The 14228-nt window shown below is 60.0% G+C and carries 12 protein-coding genes; all 12 read left to right on the forward strand.

Annotation, left to right across the window (positions count from 1 at the left end; genetic code table 11):
* Positions 1-202: 202 nt before the first annotated feature.
* The 12 genes from QWU43_RS11495 (at position 203) to QWU43_RS11550 (ending at position 14098) form a co-directional block, all read left to right on the forward strand.
* A complete protein-coding gene (locus tag QWU43_RS11495; protein ID WP_370917901.1) occupies positions 203-1417 on the forward strand; it encodes a hypothetical protein in 1215 nt (404 codons plus the stop codon).
* An 85-nt stretch (positions 1418-1502) separates the two neighbouring features.
* On the forward strand, positions 1503-2486 hold the full coding sequence (locus QWU43_RS11500) for an HAD-IIA family hydrolase (RefSeq protein ID WP_370917902.1): 984 nt from the start codon (positions 1503-1505) through the stop codon (positions 2484-2486).
* A gap of 260 nt (positions 2487-2746) precedes the next feature.
* Entirely contained in the window at positions 2747-3577 is an 831-nt protein-coding gene (locus QWU43_RS11505; RefSeq protein WP_370917903.1) for a TlyA family RNA methyltransferase, read from the forward strand.
* Positions 3574-4494, forward strand: coding sequence for an NAD kinase (locus QWU43_RS11510; protein ID WP_370914264.1), 921 nt, complete (start codon positions 3574-3576; stop codon positions 4492-4494). Before QWU43_RS11505 ends, QWU43_RS11510 begins: the two co-directional genes overlap by 4 nt.
* 77 nt (positions 4495-4571) lie before the next feature.
* On the forward strand, positions 4572-6302 hold the full coding sequence (gene recN / locus QWU43_RS11515; protein ID WP_370917904.1) for a DNA repair protein RecN: 1731 nt from the start codon (positions 4572-4574) through the stop codon (positions 6300-6302).
* An 83-nt stretch (positions 6303-6385) separates the two neighbouring features.
* Positions 6386-7567, forward strand: a complete 1182-nt coding sequence (steA, locus tag QWU43_RS11520) for a putative cytokinetic ring protein SteA (protein WP_370917905.1) — start codon at positions 6386-6388, stop codon at positions 7565-7567.
* Positions 7568-7621: 54 nt separating this feature from the next.
* Positions 7622-8692: a copper transporter gene (locus tag QWU43_RS11525; RefSeq protein ID WP_370914261.1), complete on the forward strand. Its 1071-nt coding sequence runs from the start codon at positions 7622-7624 to the stop codon at positions 8690-8692.
* 225 nt (positions 8693-8917) lie between these two features.
* A complete protein-coding gene (locus tag QWU43_RS11530) occupies positions 8918-10579 on the forward strand; it encodes a CTP synthase (protein WP_370917906.1) in 1662 nt (553 codons plus the stop codon).
* Between the two features lie 9 nt (positions 10580-10588).
* Positions 10589-11254: an NUDIX domain-containing protein gene (locus tag QWU43_RS11535; protein ID WP_370914259.1), complete on the forward strand. Its 666-nt coding sequence runs from the start codon at positions 10589-10591 to the stop codon at positions 11252-11254.
* The gene (locus tag QWU43_RS11540) at positions 11251-12189 is read left to right on the forward strand and encodes a site-specific tyrosine recombinase XerD (protein WP_370914258.1); all 939 of its coding nucleotides are present in this window, start codon (positions 11251-11253) and stop codon (positions 12187-12189) included. Before QWU43_RS11535 ends, QWU43_RS11540 begins: the two co-directional genes overlap by 4 nt.
* 194 nt (positions 12190-12383) lie before the next feature.
* Complete coding sequence (locus QWU43_RS11545; RefSeq protein ID WP_370914311.1) at positions 12384-13256, forward strand: ParA family protein; 873 nt, start codon at positions 12384-12386, stop codon at positions 13254-13256.
* Between the two features lie 2 nt (positions 13257-13258).
* Positions 13259-14098 (forward strand): ScpA family protein, encoded by an 840-nt coding sequence (locus tag QWU43_RS11550; RefSeq protein ID WP_370914257.1) that lies wholly within the window; start codon positions 13259-13261, stop codon positions 14096-14098.
* The last annotated feature ends 130 nt before the right edge of the window (positions 14099-14228 follow it).

Raw genomic sequence — 14228 nt, forward strand, 5'->3', positions numbered from 1 at the left:
CAAAAATATTAGTGGGTCATGATTACTTTTGGAACCTTTTATGGTTCCGGGGTTATCATGACCCACTTTTTGTGTCATGTTGGAGCTGCTCCACCATGACACGGTAGTATTTAGATTTCGTGGTGTGACTGAGCATCATAATTCCGCTCGACGATGAGCGTCACTGTTCCAACTCAAATTAACCCCCGGAAGGGCATGTGTCATGGCTGAACACAACTCCAACGACAGGCACTCTGACCGCGTTCGCGGTGGTGGTAGCCGAAATCCGAGGGCCCGTGGCGGGAGGGGCGCCGAACACGTTTCAGGAGACAAACCCAAGGCCTCCTATGATCCAAAGACCGGTAGTTTCAGTGCGGGAGATGAACAGCCAAAACGTGACAGGTATCGTAGTCGTTCCAATGGCGATAGTTCACGACGTAGCGGTGATCGTCCTTCAGGAGCCAGAGGGTTAACGGATGGCCGTGGTGGGTACGGCGATGCCAAACGGGATGATCGTAACGGATCATCGAGGGGTGTCCGGGGGGCGGATTCGACCGATGGAGCCGGTGTATCCGGAAGACGTTCCGGCGAAGGTGAACGTCGTAATCGGCGTACCGGGGGACGGGATGTCGAGCGGCGCTCCAGCAGTCGTAGTAACAATGGCGGTCGAGGACACGCACAGCGTGCCGGCTCTGGCCGTAGAGAAGAAGGCTTTCGTGCAGGTCCGCAACGATCAGGTTTTCGGGAGGAACGGATCAAGGCACGTTTGTCCGAACCAGACCTTCCTGACGACATCACGGCACAGGATCTGGATCCGTCCGTTAGGCAGGATCTTCGCTCACTTTCGAAGGACAATGCTGAGGTGGTTGGCCGTCATATGGTCATGTCCGCCACGTTGATGGCAGACGATCCGCAACTAGCTCTGCGCCATGCCCGAGCAGCAAAAGATCGTGCAGGTCGTGTCGCAGTGGTCAGGGAAACGTGTGGGATTGCTGCATATCATGCCGGTGAATGGAAGGAAGCTCTCGCGGAGCTCCGGGCTGCGAGACGAATGAGTGGTGGTCCCGGTCTACTCGCGGTGATGGCCGACTGCGAACGAGGACTGGGGCGTCCGGAACGAGCCATCGAAATGGCCCGTACAGAGGACGTCGACTCTCTCGATGCCGAATCCAGAACCGAGTTCACGATCGTTATTGCCGGCGCACGGAAAGACCTGGGGGATGTCGATGCCGCGGTGATTGAACTCCAGCGTGAGGATCTGAATCCGAACCGTACAGGTTCCTCAGCAGCGCGGTTGTTCTACGCCTATGCGGATGCTCTCGCCGCTGCAGGGCGGAAGGAGGAGGCACGTCAATGGTTCACAAATGCAGGTAAAGCTGATACGGATGATGGTCTGGATGTTGTGGACAGACTGGCGGAGCTTGATGAGTGTCGATGATCATATAGGCTGCCGAGTTGCCAGTTCCCGTGAATTCCTGGCCCACGCGGTTCTGCTCCGTATGCTCTCGGTAGACTGAATGACCATGACTGTGGCCTCTGAGTATGACGCACTACTTCTTGACCTTGATGGGACGATCTACCAGGGAGGAGAACCGATTCCGGGTGCGGTTGAAGCGGTAAACGGATCCGGACTTCCTGCTCTCTATGTCACGAACAACGCCTCCAGGGCTCCCGGTGCCGTTTCCGCTCAGCTTCGGGAACTCGGGTTGGACGCGACTCCCGGGGACGTCATGACTTCTGCTCTCGCGGCCATTCAGCTTGCTGCCGAGAGGATCCCGGAAGGTTCGACTGTTCTGATACTCGGTACCGATTCTTTCCGCGAGTTGGCGCTTGATGCTGGTTTCAATGTGACAAACAGTGCGGATGACGATCCGGTCGCTGTTCTTCATGGACATAATCCGGAAACCGGCTGGGCGCAATTGTCCGAGGCGGCACTCGCGATCAGGAAGGGAGCGCTGTATCTTGCCAGTAATCTGGATACCACTCTTCCGAAGGAACGAGGCCTCCATGTGGGTAACGGATCGATGGTCGCGGCTGTTGTCTCTGCCACGGGAGTGTCACCCATCTCCGCGGGGAAACCTGAACCCGCCATGTTTCACGCAGCCGCGAGGTCACTAGGTTGCGTATCGCCCCTTGCAGTGGGCGACCGGCTGGACACGGACATTGCCGGAGGTGCTGCCGCCGGGATGGATACTCTTTGTGTGCTGACAGGTGTCAGCGGTTACTTTGATCTTCTCCGGGCACCCTCTGAACACCGCCCGACGTTTGTATCGGAGACTCTCGACGTTCTCAACTCAGACACGGCACTGCTCCGGCCAGGTGCCCAGGGGGGATTTATCGCGCGGATCGACGGTGGTGTACTGGAACTCGCGGGGGGTGGTCCGGCCTCCACCTCAGTGCAGGCGCTCCGTACCGCGTTAGCGGTCGCGTGGTCCGTGGAGGAACACGTCGAACAAGTCGTATCGGTCGGACCCGATGCCGAGCGTGTTCTCGAACAGTGGTGGTGACCGTGCCCGGTACTCCACGTGGGGCACACCCGATGCGCCCTGTACCCAGAGACCCTGCAAGACCGTGTATTTCACCGACTCGTCTGGTGGAGGCTCTGGAAGCTGTGCTGGGTGAGGAGACGACTTCACTCGCTGAAGAAGCCGACCAACTATCCCGGGCACACCAGATTCTGCACGACGCCCTTCAATAACCGTACTTTGTCCTTTATCCCGGTCAGCCGGATTTACCCACCGCGGATCGAACACCGAGGAGTTTCCTGATGGTTGCCCGCCGACGTCTCGACGCTGAGCTCGTACGACGAAAGATGGCACGTTCGCGGGAACATGCGGTCGAGATGATTCGGGGGAACCGGGTCAAGGTGGGGGGGATCACAGCCGTGAAACCTGCGACCGTCGTGAACCCGGATGTGTCGATCCGGGTTACCACCGCTGAGGAGGATACCTATGCTTCCAGGGGTGCCCACAAGCTACTTGGGGCCTTGGACGCGTTCGCCGCTGAGGGCCTCTCTCTTTCGGGACGGCGGGTTCTCGATGCGGGAGCCTCGACGGGCGGATTCACCGACGTCTGCCTCCGTCGGGGTGCTTCAGAGGTTGTTGCGGTAGACGTTGGTTACGGGCAATTGATCTGGCGCCTCCAGAATGATCCGCGGGTGAAGGTTCTCGACCGGACTAATATCCGGGGCGTCACCCCGGAGAAGCTCGGAGGTGTGTGTGACGCGATGGTGGGAGATCTGTCGTTCATCTCCCTCAAGTTGGTGTTGCCCGCTCTCCGGGACTGCCTCGCACCCGGAGCTGATCTGCTTCCGATGGTGAAGCCGCAGTTCGAGGTGGGAAAGGACAGACTCGGTACCGGTGGTGTGGTTCGTAGCCCAGAACTCCGTATCGAGGTCACCGAGAACATCGCCCGTTTCGCCGAGGAGCTTGGTATGTCGTGTCGGGGGGTCGTCGCGTCCCCGTTGCCGGGGCCGTCAGGAAACGTGGAGTATTTTCTGTGGCTGGTGAATGGATCTGTGTCGGGGGACGGATACCCGTCTCCAGCGAAGGATATCCGTTCTATGGTGGAACGTGCAGTTGAGGAAGGGCCGAGATGACCGACCGCGAGGTTCTACTTGTTCCCCATGTGGGGCGGAGTGCTAATTTGCAGGCTACCGCGGATGCAGCGGAGCTTCTCGACGCTGCGGGAATTCGGGTCCGGGTTCTTACCCCGACTGACCCCAAGATTCTCATGGATCACCCTGTTCTCGGGCGTTTCCCCCGTTTCGCACATACGGCGGGTGCTGCTGAGGGCGTCGAACTCATTCTGGTGCTCGGTGGTGACGGTACATTCCTGAGGGCAGCGGACATCGCCCACATGAATGACCTTCCCGTGCTCGGCATCAACCTCGGGCACGTTGGCTTTCTCGCGGAATGGGAATCTGATTCACTCGAGTTGGCCATCAAGCGGGTGATCGAAAAAGACTACCGGATTGAAGACCGTATGACGCTGGATGTCACCGTCCGCGATGCTGCGCAGAAAACCGTTGGTACAGCGTGGGCGTTGAATGAGGTCAGTGTAGAGAACCTCAACCGTTCCGGCGTTCTCGACGCGATGCTGGAGGTCGACGGTCGGCCGGTCTCTACATTCGGTTGTGACGGAATACTGATCTCTACCCCCACCGGTTCGACGGCCTACGCCTTTTCTGCGGGTGGACCGGTTCTCTGGCCCGAACTTGATGCGATTCTCGTTGTCCCGAACAATGCGCACGCGCTGTTCGCCAAGCCTCTCGTTGTCAGTCCCTCATCGATAGTAGCCGTGGAGTCCAACTCCGACACATCCGCTGCGGTCGCGGTCATGGATGGTTTCCGGCGGATCCCGATGCCGCCTGGTTCCAGGATCGAGGTGGAGCGGGGGGTGCGGCCGGTTCGGTGGGTCCGGCTGGATAACTCGACGTTCACTGATCGACTCGTGACTAAGTTTCGACTGCCTGTCGAAGGTTGGCGGCGCTCGGGTGGTTCTCCCGCGCTGTAACCTCGCGGCACCCTGCCACCATCAGTACGATGCAGTGGCTAGCACGCGTGTTCTAAAAGGTGCTGTATCGTGGTGTCATGCTTGCAGAGATCACGATCGAGAACCTCGGTGTTATTCCGGTGGCCACCACTGAGCTGGATAGTGGGCTGACCGTTCTGACCGGGGAGACCGGTGCCGGTAAAACCATGGTGGTCTCCGGACTTCGTTTGCTGTGTGGCGGTCGGGCGGATGCGTCGCGGGTCCGAACCGGTGCGTCCCAAGCGGTGGTCGAAGGAAGATTTCTGGTGGATCAGCTTCCCCCGGACACTGCCCGCACCATAGCAGAACTTGTGGATGCCGCCGGTGGTTCAGCGGATGAGAACGGCGAATTCATCGCTTCCCGTACGGTGAACGCGACCGGTCGGTCCCGGGCACATCTGGGTGGACGTTCGGTACCTGCCGCCACCCTTGCCGACTTCACCGCAGAGCTGCTGACCATCCATGGGCAGAATGATCAGCTTCGTCTCCTTGCTCCGGAGCGACAGTTGGCGGCCCTCGACCGTTTTTCTCCTCAAATAGGACCGTTGCTCGCGACCTATCGGGAGGCGTGGAACGTCTGGCGGGAAAAAGCCCGGGATCTCAAGGAGCGTACAACCCGGCGTCGGGAGCTCGCCCAGGAGGTGGATCGTCTCCAGTTCGCGATCGGGGAAATAGATGACGTAGATCCGGTCCCTGGTGAGGACAATGACCTGAAGGACCAGATCAGGCGGCTACAGGACGTTGATGGTCTTCGGGAACAGGCTACGGCTGCAGTGGTCGCGGTCGATGGGCCGGAGGCGCTGAATGGATTCGACGGGGCGTCAGATGCGTCAGGTGCCTCCGATCTTCTCGGTGCAGCCCAGTCGGTGTTGGCCGGTTCTGATGATCCGGTTCTCCTGGCTGTCGCTGTGCGACTGGGGGAGATGACTGCGCAGTTGGGGGAGATTTCTGCTGAGCTTGGTGTTTTCCTGTCCAATCTTCCGGTCGATTCCGAGGCACTGGAACAGCTCCTCCAGCGTCAGCAGCAGTTGAAGCAACTGACCAGAAAATATGCCTCGGACATTGACGGAGTTCTCGCGTGGCGGGAGAAAGCTCGCCGTAAGTTGTCGGCGATTGACGTTTCCAGCGAGGCGGTGGAGAAACTACAGGTGGAAACAGCGTCAGCGGAAAAGGCGATGCGTTCGGCGGCGAGGAAACTCACGAAGGCACGCACCGGTGCTGCTGATCAGTTGGGGAGTGCTGTGACCGGGGAACTGCACGGTCTCGCGATGGCGAAATCCCGCTTTGAGGTGGCGGTCCGTGCGGTGGATCCGGGGCCGGATGGGGCCGACGATGTTGAGTTCCTGCTGGCCGCGACTCCGGATGCGGAGGCCCGGGCATTGGCGACCACGGCTTCCGGAGGTGAACTTTCCCGGGTGATGCTTGCCCTGGAGGTTATTCTCGCTGCGGGGACCAAGGGTACGACGCTTGTGTTTGATGAAGTGGACGCCGGAGTTGGGGGACGTGCTGCGGTTGAAATCGGGCGGCGTCTGTCCCGGCTCGCAGTGGACAATCAGGTCATTGTAGTCACTCACCTACCGCAGGTCGCTGCATTCGCCGACACCCACCTCCATGTCGCCAAGCAGGTCGGAGACTCGACGGTGACCTCCGGAGTTGAGGTCCTCGGTGACGGACGCAGGGTAGAGGAGATATCGCGCATGCTCGCTGGGCTGGATGACACCGCGACGGGACGCGCGCATGCGAGGGAGCTGCTCGATATGGCTGCAAAAATGCGTGCGCAGTTCCGCTGAAAGACACCGTAGCGATCATGTACTTCCATTGATACTCAGCGCGCCTCCACCACGGATCGCCCGCTGAGTTGCACAATAGCGCCATGAGTCTGTTCTCCCGCACCGTTGATATCCCCGGACTGCGTGGCACTCTGCGTGAGTGCACTCACCGCGGCAAGGGTCTCAAGCGTCTTTCCACCGGTGACATCGCGGTCATCGATGTTCCGGACATCAACCGGTCCTTTGCACAGCGGTTGATCGATGCGAGGCCGGGAGCGGTGGTGAATGTTGCCGGATTCACTACGGGATCAGTTCCGAATTTCGGCCCACAGATGATGTTGGATGCCGGGATCATTCTCGTGGATAGGGTCGGTGCGGAGGTCTGGCGCCATCTGAAGGATGGTCGTAAAGGTGTTCTGACCGAGGACGGGGAGCTTTATCAGGGGGATAAGCTAATCGGTACCGGACGGGTCATTGATCTTCGTTCCGCGGAGGTCGCCTTCACTGAGGCACAGGGTTCCCTCGTTGACCATATGGAGGCGTTCTTCGGTAATACGATCCAGTTCATCCATTCCGAGGCGCCACTTCTGATCGACGGGCTCGGAGTACCGGATACAGGTGTTGAGATCACAAACAAAAAGGTTCTGGTACTCTCCCCCGGTCCCGAGCACCGAGAGCAGTTGAAGCGTCTCCACAATTTCATCCGTGAGTATGATCCAGTACTCATCGGTGTTGGATCTGCGGCTGATGCACTGGTTGAAGCCAAGTACACCCCGGATCTCGTCGTCGGAGATCCCTCGGGTATCGGTTCTAAAGCACTGCGGAGCGGTGCTCGGGTTGTCCTACCCGCTGATCCGGACGGGCATGCTGTGGGGCTGGAACGTATTCAGGATCTGGGGGTCGGGGCGATGACATTCCCCGCCGCGAGTAACTCTGCCACGGATCTCGCGCTTCTCCTCGCGGATTATCATGGTGCTTCCCTGATCGTGAACGCAGGGGCATCTCTGGACCTGCACACGATCTTCGTGGGTGGCCCCGAAGCGACTCCGTCTGCTCTGCTCACTCGTGCGAAGCTTGGATCTCGTTTGATTGACGGTGCAACCGTCGAGGAGCTCTACAAGGTAGGGGGTCCGAATCCCTCGTGGCTGTGGGCGCTACTCGGAATGCTTATCGCGTGCGCCGTGATTCTGTTGATCGCCGGTACCTCCGGCGACGGCAGTTTCACGGACAATCTCATCACCACCTGGAACAACCTCGCATTGACCGTCCAGAGCTGGTTCCGGTAACACCGTACAACCCGTACCCGCCCTTTCCACCACACCTGATCAGGAGTATTGCCCATGGCACACACATCGCAACGACGGATCGGCCCCGTTGCGGGACTGTTCTTCGGTATAGCGGGCGGCGTCGTCCTGGGAGCCTGTGTGCTGGCCCCCAATCTGCCAGAGGGAGATTCAGGCGCGGTGGTGATCACACCCGCGGAGCTCAAAGAGGCTCGGCTCGAAGCCGAGATTAACGCGGCGCAGGCTGATACAGCGGACACTGTTGTCGCCGATGTAGCGGAGGACATGGTCTCGGGGGTGCTGGCCGAGCAGTCGGTGCTTATCATGACCACTCCGGACGCTGATAAAGAGGACATCGACAACATCGCATGGCTCCTCGGGAAAGCTGGTGCCACGGATGCGGGGACGGTGCAGCTCGCTAAGAGATTCTTCGACCAGGACGGTGCGGATGCATTGAAGACGATCGTCACCTCCACTCTTCCCGCGGGGGCGCAACTTTCCCTGGACCGGCTCGATCCGGGCACACACTCTGGTGAAGCCCTCGGTTCAGCCTTGTTCAACGATCCCGTGACGGGTGAGCCACAGGCCGATCCGGGTGAGCGGAGTCTTCTGCTGAATGCGTTGTCTGAATCCGGTTTCCTGAGCTTTGAGCAGGGCGCTATTCAACCCGCCGACGTCATTGTCATCATCACTGGTGATGATGACGGATCCACGGACAGGTTCGCTGCAAAGAACCTGGCTACCTTTGTCACAGCACTTGACACAAAAGGCCGGGGTACAGTCCTCGCAGGACGCCTGCGTTCGGCGTCGGACACCGGTGCGATCGGCGTCCTGCGGGCCGATGCAGACGCCCGTTCGCATGTTTCCACAGTCGACTCCATCGATCGTGCTTACGGGCGTTTGGCGACTGTGCTCGCTGCTCGGCATGAACGCGAGGGAGACTCAGGCTCCTACGGGTCAGCGGCGTCCGCAGAAGAAGCGGTACCTGCCAAACCGGTCGGTCCCGTACGGGAACCTGGAACAGGCATCGAGCAACACACACAGGAGCCATCTCCAGATTCGCTCTCCGGAGAAGAACAGGAACAACCCGCCGCAGAAGTAGGCCAAGAAGCACAGGACGCCGGATAGTTCTGTCCGGGGCCAGTGGAAGTCGCTGTGTTAGAGTGAAGACCCGTGGGTTACGATGCCGGTAACCTTCAGCACCACCTGCGGTTTTCTTTCTTTTCCGGGCCCGGTTCATCATCATCGTCGGGTTGTCGGGTAACAGACTGATTCCTTCGGTGGGGTAGTCCGCACAACTCGACTCCTCCCGGCGATCAGCCGGGAGGCGACCTAGAACCCCGGGAGCCCCTTTTGTCGCAAACGCGTGGCATTGATACCAAGTACATCTTCGTCACCGGCGGTGTCGCGTCCTCGCTGGGAAAGGGCCTCACGGCCTCCAGCCTCGGTCAGCTACTCACCGCACGGGGGCTGAAGGTCACGATGCAGAAGCTGGATCCGTACCTCAACGTTGATCCGGGTACGATGAACCCCTTTGAACACGGTGAGGTGTTCGTCACCGAGGACGGCGCAGAAACCGACCTGGACCTCGGACACTACGAGCGTTTCCTTGACCGCAACCTCGGCGCCAACGCGAACGTCACCACTGGGCAGGTGTACTCCACAGTCATTGCCCGGGAACGGCGTGGTGAATTCCTGGGACACACCGTACAAGTCATCCCGCACATCACTGATGAGATCAAGCGCCGTGTGCTGGAAATGGGGAAACCGGACGCTGATGGTGTCCGGCCTGATATCGTCATCACCGAGATCGGGGGCACCGTCGGTGACATTGAATCGCAGCCTTTCCTTGAGGCGGCCCGCCAGGCCCGCCACGATGTCGGACGTGAGAACATCTTTTTCATCCATGTCTCCCTCGTCCCGTATCTCGCACCGTCCGGTGAGCTCAAGACGAAACCGACCCAGCACTCTGTTGCTGCGCTGCGGTCCATCGGTATCGTGCCGGACGCTCTGGTACTGCGTTGTGACCGCGAGGTTCCGGATGGGCTGAAGTCGAAGATCGCGCTTATGTGTGACGTCGATGAGGAAGGCGTCATCTCCTGTGCGGACGCCCCGTCCATCTACAACATTCCGAAGGTACTGCATCGTGAGCACCTTGATTCCTTCCTGATTCGTCGCCTGGGGCTGCCGTTCCGGGACGTCGACTGGACCGTGTGGGGTGGGCTGCTGGAGCGGGTGCATAATCCTGATGGGGAGGTCACCATCGCATTGGTGGGTAAGTACATTGATCTCCCCGACGCCTATCTGTCGGTGACGGAGGCGATCCGTTCCGGTGGTTTCGGGAACAACGTCCGTACCGTGATCCGGTGGGTGCCGAGCGATGACTGTGCCACTACCGAGGGGGCAGCGCGTGCGCTCGATGGTGTGGATGGTGTCGTCGTTCCCGGAGGTTTCGGTATCCGTGGTATCGAGGGGAAGATTGGTGCTGTCCGGTACTGCCGGGAAAACCGTATCCCGCTCCTCGGTCTCTGCCTCGGTCTGCAGTGTACGGTCATCGAGGCTGCCCGGGCTGCGGGAATCCAGGACGCCTCTTCAGCGGAGTTCGATCCCGGAACGTCTGCACCGGTCATTGCAACGATGGCGGACCAGCACGATGCTGTGTCAGGGAAGGCTGACCTGGGGGGTACGATGCGGCTGGGTGCATACCCGGCGGTCCTTGAGGAAGGTTCCGTCGTGGCTGAAACCTACGGGGCGGTCGAGGTCTCTGAACGGCATCGCCACCGCTACGAGGTGAACAATGCGTACCGGGCGCAGATCTCGGAGGGGTCGGGACTCGTGTTCTCTGGTACTTCGCCGGACGGAAAGCTCGTTGAGTTCGTTGAGTATCCGCGTGAGGTACATCCGTTCCTGGTGGCTACGCAGGCACACCCGGAGTACAAGTCACGTCCGACGCGTCCGCATCCGCTTTTCGTGGCACTCGTTGCCGCAGCAGTGGAACGCCGCGACAACCGATAGGAGTGTTCCGTGGTTGCACCCGGTTCGCATGAGTTCACCGTAACTGGTTCAGAGTTGCTTCTCGACTCCCCGATCATCGCGGTTCGACGTGATCAGGTGAGGATGCCGGGTGGTGGTATCGCGGCGCGGGAGATCGTGGAGCATTTCGGTGCGGTGGCCGTCGTCGCCTTCGACGGTGAACGGATCGCCCTGGTGCATCAGTACCGGCACTGTGTCCGGAACCGTCTCTGGGAGCTTCCCGCAGGTCTCCTGGATCTTTCGGGGGAAGATCCGCTGGATTGCGCGGCACGTGAGCTCACTGAGGAAGTGGGGCTCACAGCCGACAGATGGGATCTGCTCATCGATGTTGTCAGTTCCCCGGGGTTTTGTGAGGAAGCGGTGCGGGTGTATCTTGCCCGTGATCTTGCTCGGATCGAACGGCCTGAGCCAGCAGATGATGAGGAATCGGACATGGTTCTGGCCTGGTTCGATCCGGATGAGGTTCACCGGATGATCACCACTGGGCAGATCGTCAATTCAATTGCTGTCGCCGGTATCATGATTGGCCTCGATGTCCTAGCTGGGCGTAGCGACCCCAGGAATGCCCGGGAGCCGTTCAGGTTGCGCCCGACGTCGCTCCCGGAACGCCGGGGAGTCGGGCATCGGGGTACGGGTTCGGACCTTAAGCAACGGTGACGGATCCTCACGCACTTGCGGAGACCTGGCTTGATCATCTCGTCGTTGAGCGTGGGGTGTCTCATAATACCGAGTCAAACTACCGTCGGGATCTGCGTCGCTACCTGGATTGGCTCGATCTGGCCGCGTTCGAAGACCTTCGTGACGTCCGGGAAGCCGACGTGGAACGTTATCTCCTGTACCTGCGGATGGGGGATCCTGACACGGGGCGCAGGCCGCTCGCTGCCTCGTCAGCGGCACGGGCGATCGTTGTCGCCCGTGGACTCCACAGATTCGGGGTGGCGGAAGGGGAACTGGAGCGGGACGTCTCCCGACAGGTTCAACCGCCGTCGGTCGGTGAACGGCTGCCGGAGGCACTCACCGTCACTGAGGTTGAGATGCTTTTGGACGCCGTACCCACCGGGGAATACGCGGCTCCCTCGGATCTTCGGGACAGGGCACTACTGGAGTTGCTTTACGGTACCGGGGCGCGGATCTCCGAGATCACGGGTCTTCTCGTCGATGACGCACCGCGTGCATCCACGGACACTTCAATGACTATGCTCGTTCTCACCGGTAAAGGCGACGTGCAGCGCATGGTTCCGGTCGGTACTCCGGCGATCCGTGCGGTGGAGGACTGGCTGGTACGCGGTCGACCGGTGATGTCGAAGGGCAAGACACATGCCCTTTTTCTCAACCGCCGTGGAGGCTCGCTGAGCCGGCAGAGCGCGTGGCGGATCATCCGCGATGTCGCTGATAGGGCGGGATGTGCGGCGAAGATTTCACCGCACACTCTCCGGCACTCTTATGCGACGCATCTGCTGCAGGGAGGTGCGAACATCCGTGTGGTACAGGAGCTGCTGGGGCACGCCTCGGTTACCACAACCCAGATCTACACTCATGTGTCACCGGAGAATCTACGACAGGTGTGGATGAGTGCCCACCCACGAACCTGAATGCATGTCAAGTTTCAAAACTTGATTCTCGGTGGAAATGTCAGGTTCACCAGTGTCTGGCGGTTGTGTACCGCCGACCATGTAATCTGGAACCACACCCGTGTAAGTGAGAGAGGTTCGACGGCGTCCGAGCTCGTCGGGCCGAGGCTGGGCATATAGCTACATGCAGTAGAGACAAGGAAGAGGGATTGACTGTGAGTGATTCGGCACTGTTCGATTCACCTGGGCCCCAGGTGGGTCTGACTGGACGCCCCCTCCGTGAACCTGCTGAACCCACCCCTCTGGACCGGCACGGTCCCGCCACGATTCTCTCCATGTGCAATCAGAAGGGGGGCGTCGGCAAGACTACCTCGACCATCAACCTCGGAGCATGTCTCGCTGAGGCGGGTCGCAAGGTGCTGCTCGTCGACCTTGATCCCCAGGGGGCGTTGTCTGCAGGCCTCGGAGTTCCCCATGATGAACTCGACCTGACGGTGTACAACCTAATGGTCGATAATTCGACCTCGATACTGAACGCGATCCACCGCACGAACGTGGCGGGGCTGGATCTCGTTCCCGCCAACATTGATCTCTCTGCAGCGGAGATCCAGCTTGTCAATGAGGTTGGTCGTGAGCAGACTCTCGCGCGTGCCCTGCGCCCTGTCATGCGCGACTATGACTACATCATCATTGACTGTCAACCGTCCCTGGGGCTGCTCACAGTGAATGCGCTGGCCTGCTCTCACGGCGTCATCATTCCGATGGAGTGTGCCTATTTTTCCCTGCGTGGCCTCGCGCTGCTCACCGATACCGTGGAGAAGGTCCGGGACCGCCTGAACTTTGATCTCGAAGTGACTGGCATTTTGGTCACCATGTTTGATCGGCGGACCAGTCACGCGCGTGAGGTGATGTCCCGGGTCGTCGAGGTTTTTGGGGACCAGGTCTTCGATACCGTGATTACCAGAACCGTCCGGTTCCCGGAGACGTCTGTCGCGGGGGAACCCATCATCACGTGGGCTCCCAGTTCGCAGGGCGCGGCGCAGTACCGAAATCTTGCGCGTGAGGTGATAGAGCGGACCGTCGACTGACCGTGGGGCAGACGAGCCATGCCAGTGCCACCTCGGCGACGTTCGGGGAACAACCGGAGATCACCGGCTTCCAAGTCGCGTTGGCCAATTTCACCGGTCCCTTCGACCTGCTGCTGCAGCTCATCGGAAAGAAAAAGCTCGATGTCACGGAAGTGAGTCTCTCCCGGGTGACCGATGATTTCATCGCCTACACCCGGGCGCTCGGGGAGACCGCTGATCTGGATGAGATCACTGAATTCCTCGTCATCGCCGCGACACTCCTTGATTTGAAGACAGCCCGGTTGCTTCCCCGTGGAGAGGTTGACAGTGAGGAGGATCTGGCGCTACTGGAGTCCCGTGATCTGCTGTTTGCCCGACTCTTGCAGTATCGGGCTTACAAACAGGTGGCTGAGCTTTTCGCGACCTGGCAAAAAGGAGCACCACGCCGTTACCCCCGGGCAGTCAGTTTGGAGGAACGCTTCGCCAACTTGCTTCCTCCCGTGACACTCGGGCATTCCCTCGCTGAGTTCGCGGAACTCGCGGCGGGGGTTTTCCGTCCGAGGGCACCCGAACTCGTTGGCACCGACCACATCCACAAGATTGCTGTTTCCGTTCCGGAACAGGCTGGAAAGATACTTGACACTCTTCGTCTTGCAGGAGTGGATCACTGGATCACCTTCGCGACGCTGACTCGCGATTGCACCGTTTCAATGGAGGTTGTGGGGCGTTTCCTGGCGCTTCTTGAACTATACAAGGCGCAGGCGATCGGAGTTTCCCAGGAGGAGGCCCTGGGTGAACTCCGCGTGGCCTGGACCGGGCGCGAGGTCGACCCCAGGGTGGTGGCCGCAGGTAACTGGGAATGAGCGGACCGCCGGCACATTGGTAGCCTCCCGTGTTTTCTCGGGGAACACCCGGCAGTACCGGATCAGCGAGAGGTATTCGATGATTGTATCGGGTGTTGTGTCATTCTGTGCTCGTACGCGGCACCCCTCT

The organism is Corynebacterium sp. CCM 9204 (assembly GCF_041357695.1).
Classification (GTDB): domain Bacteria; phylum Actinomycetota; class Actinomycetes; order Mycobacteriales; family Mycobacteriaceae; genus Corynebacterium.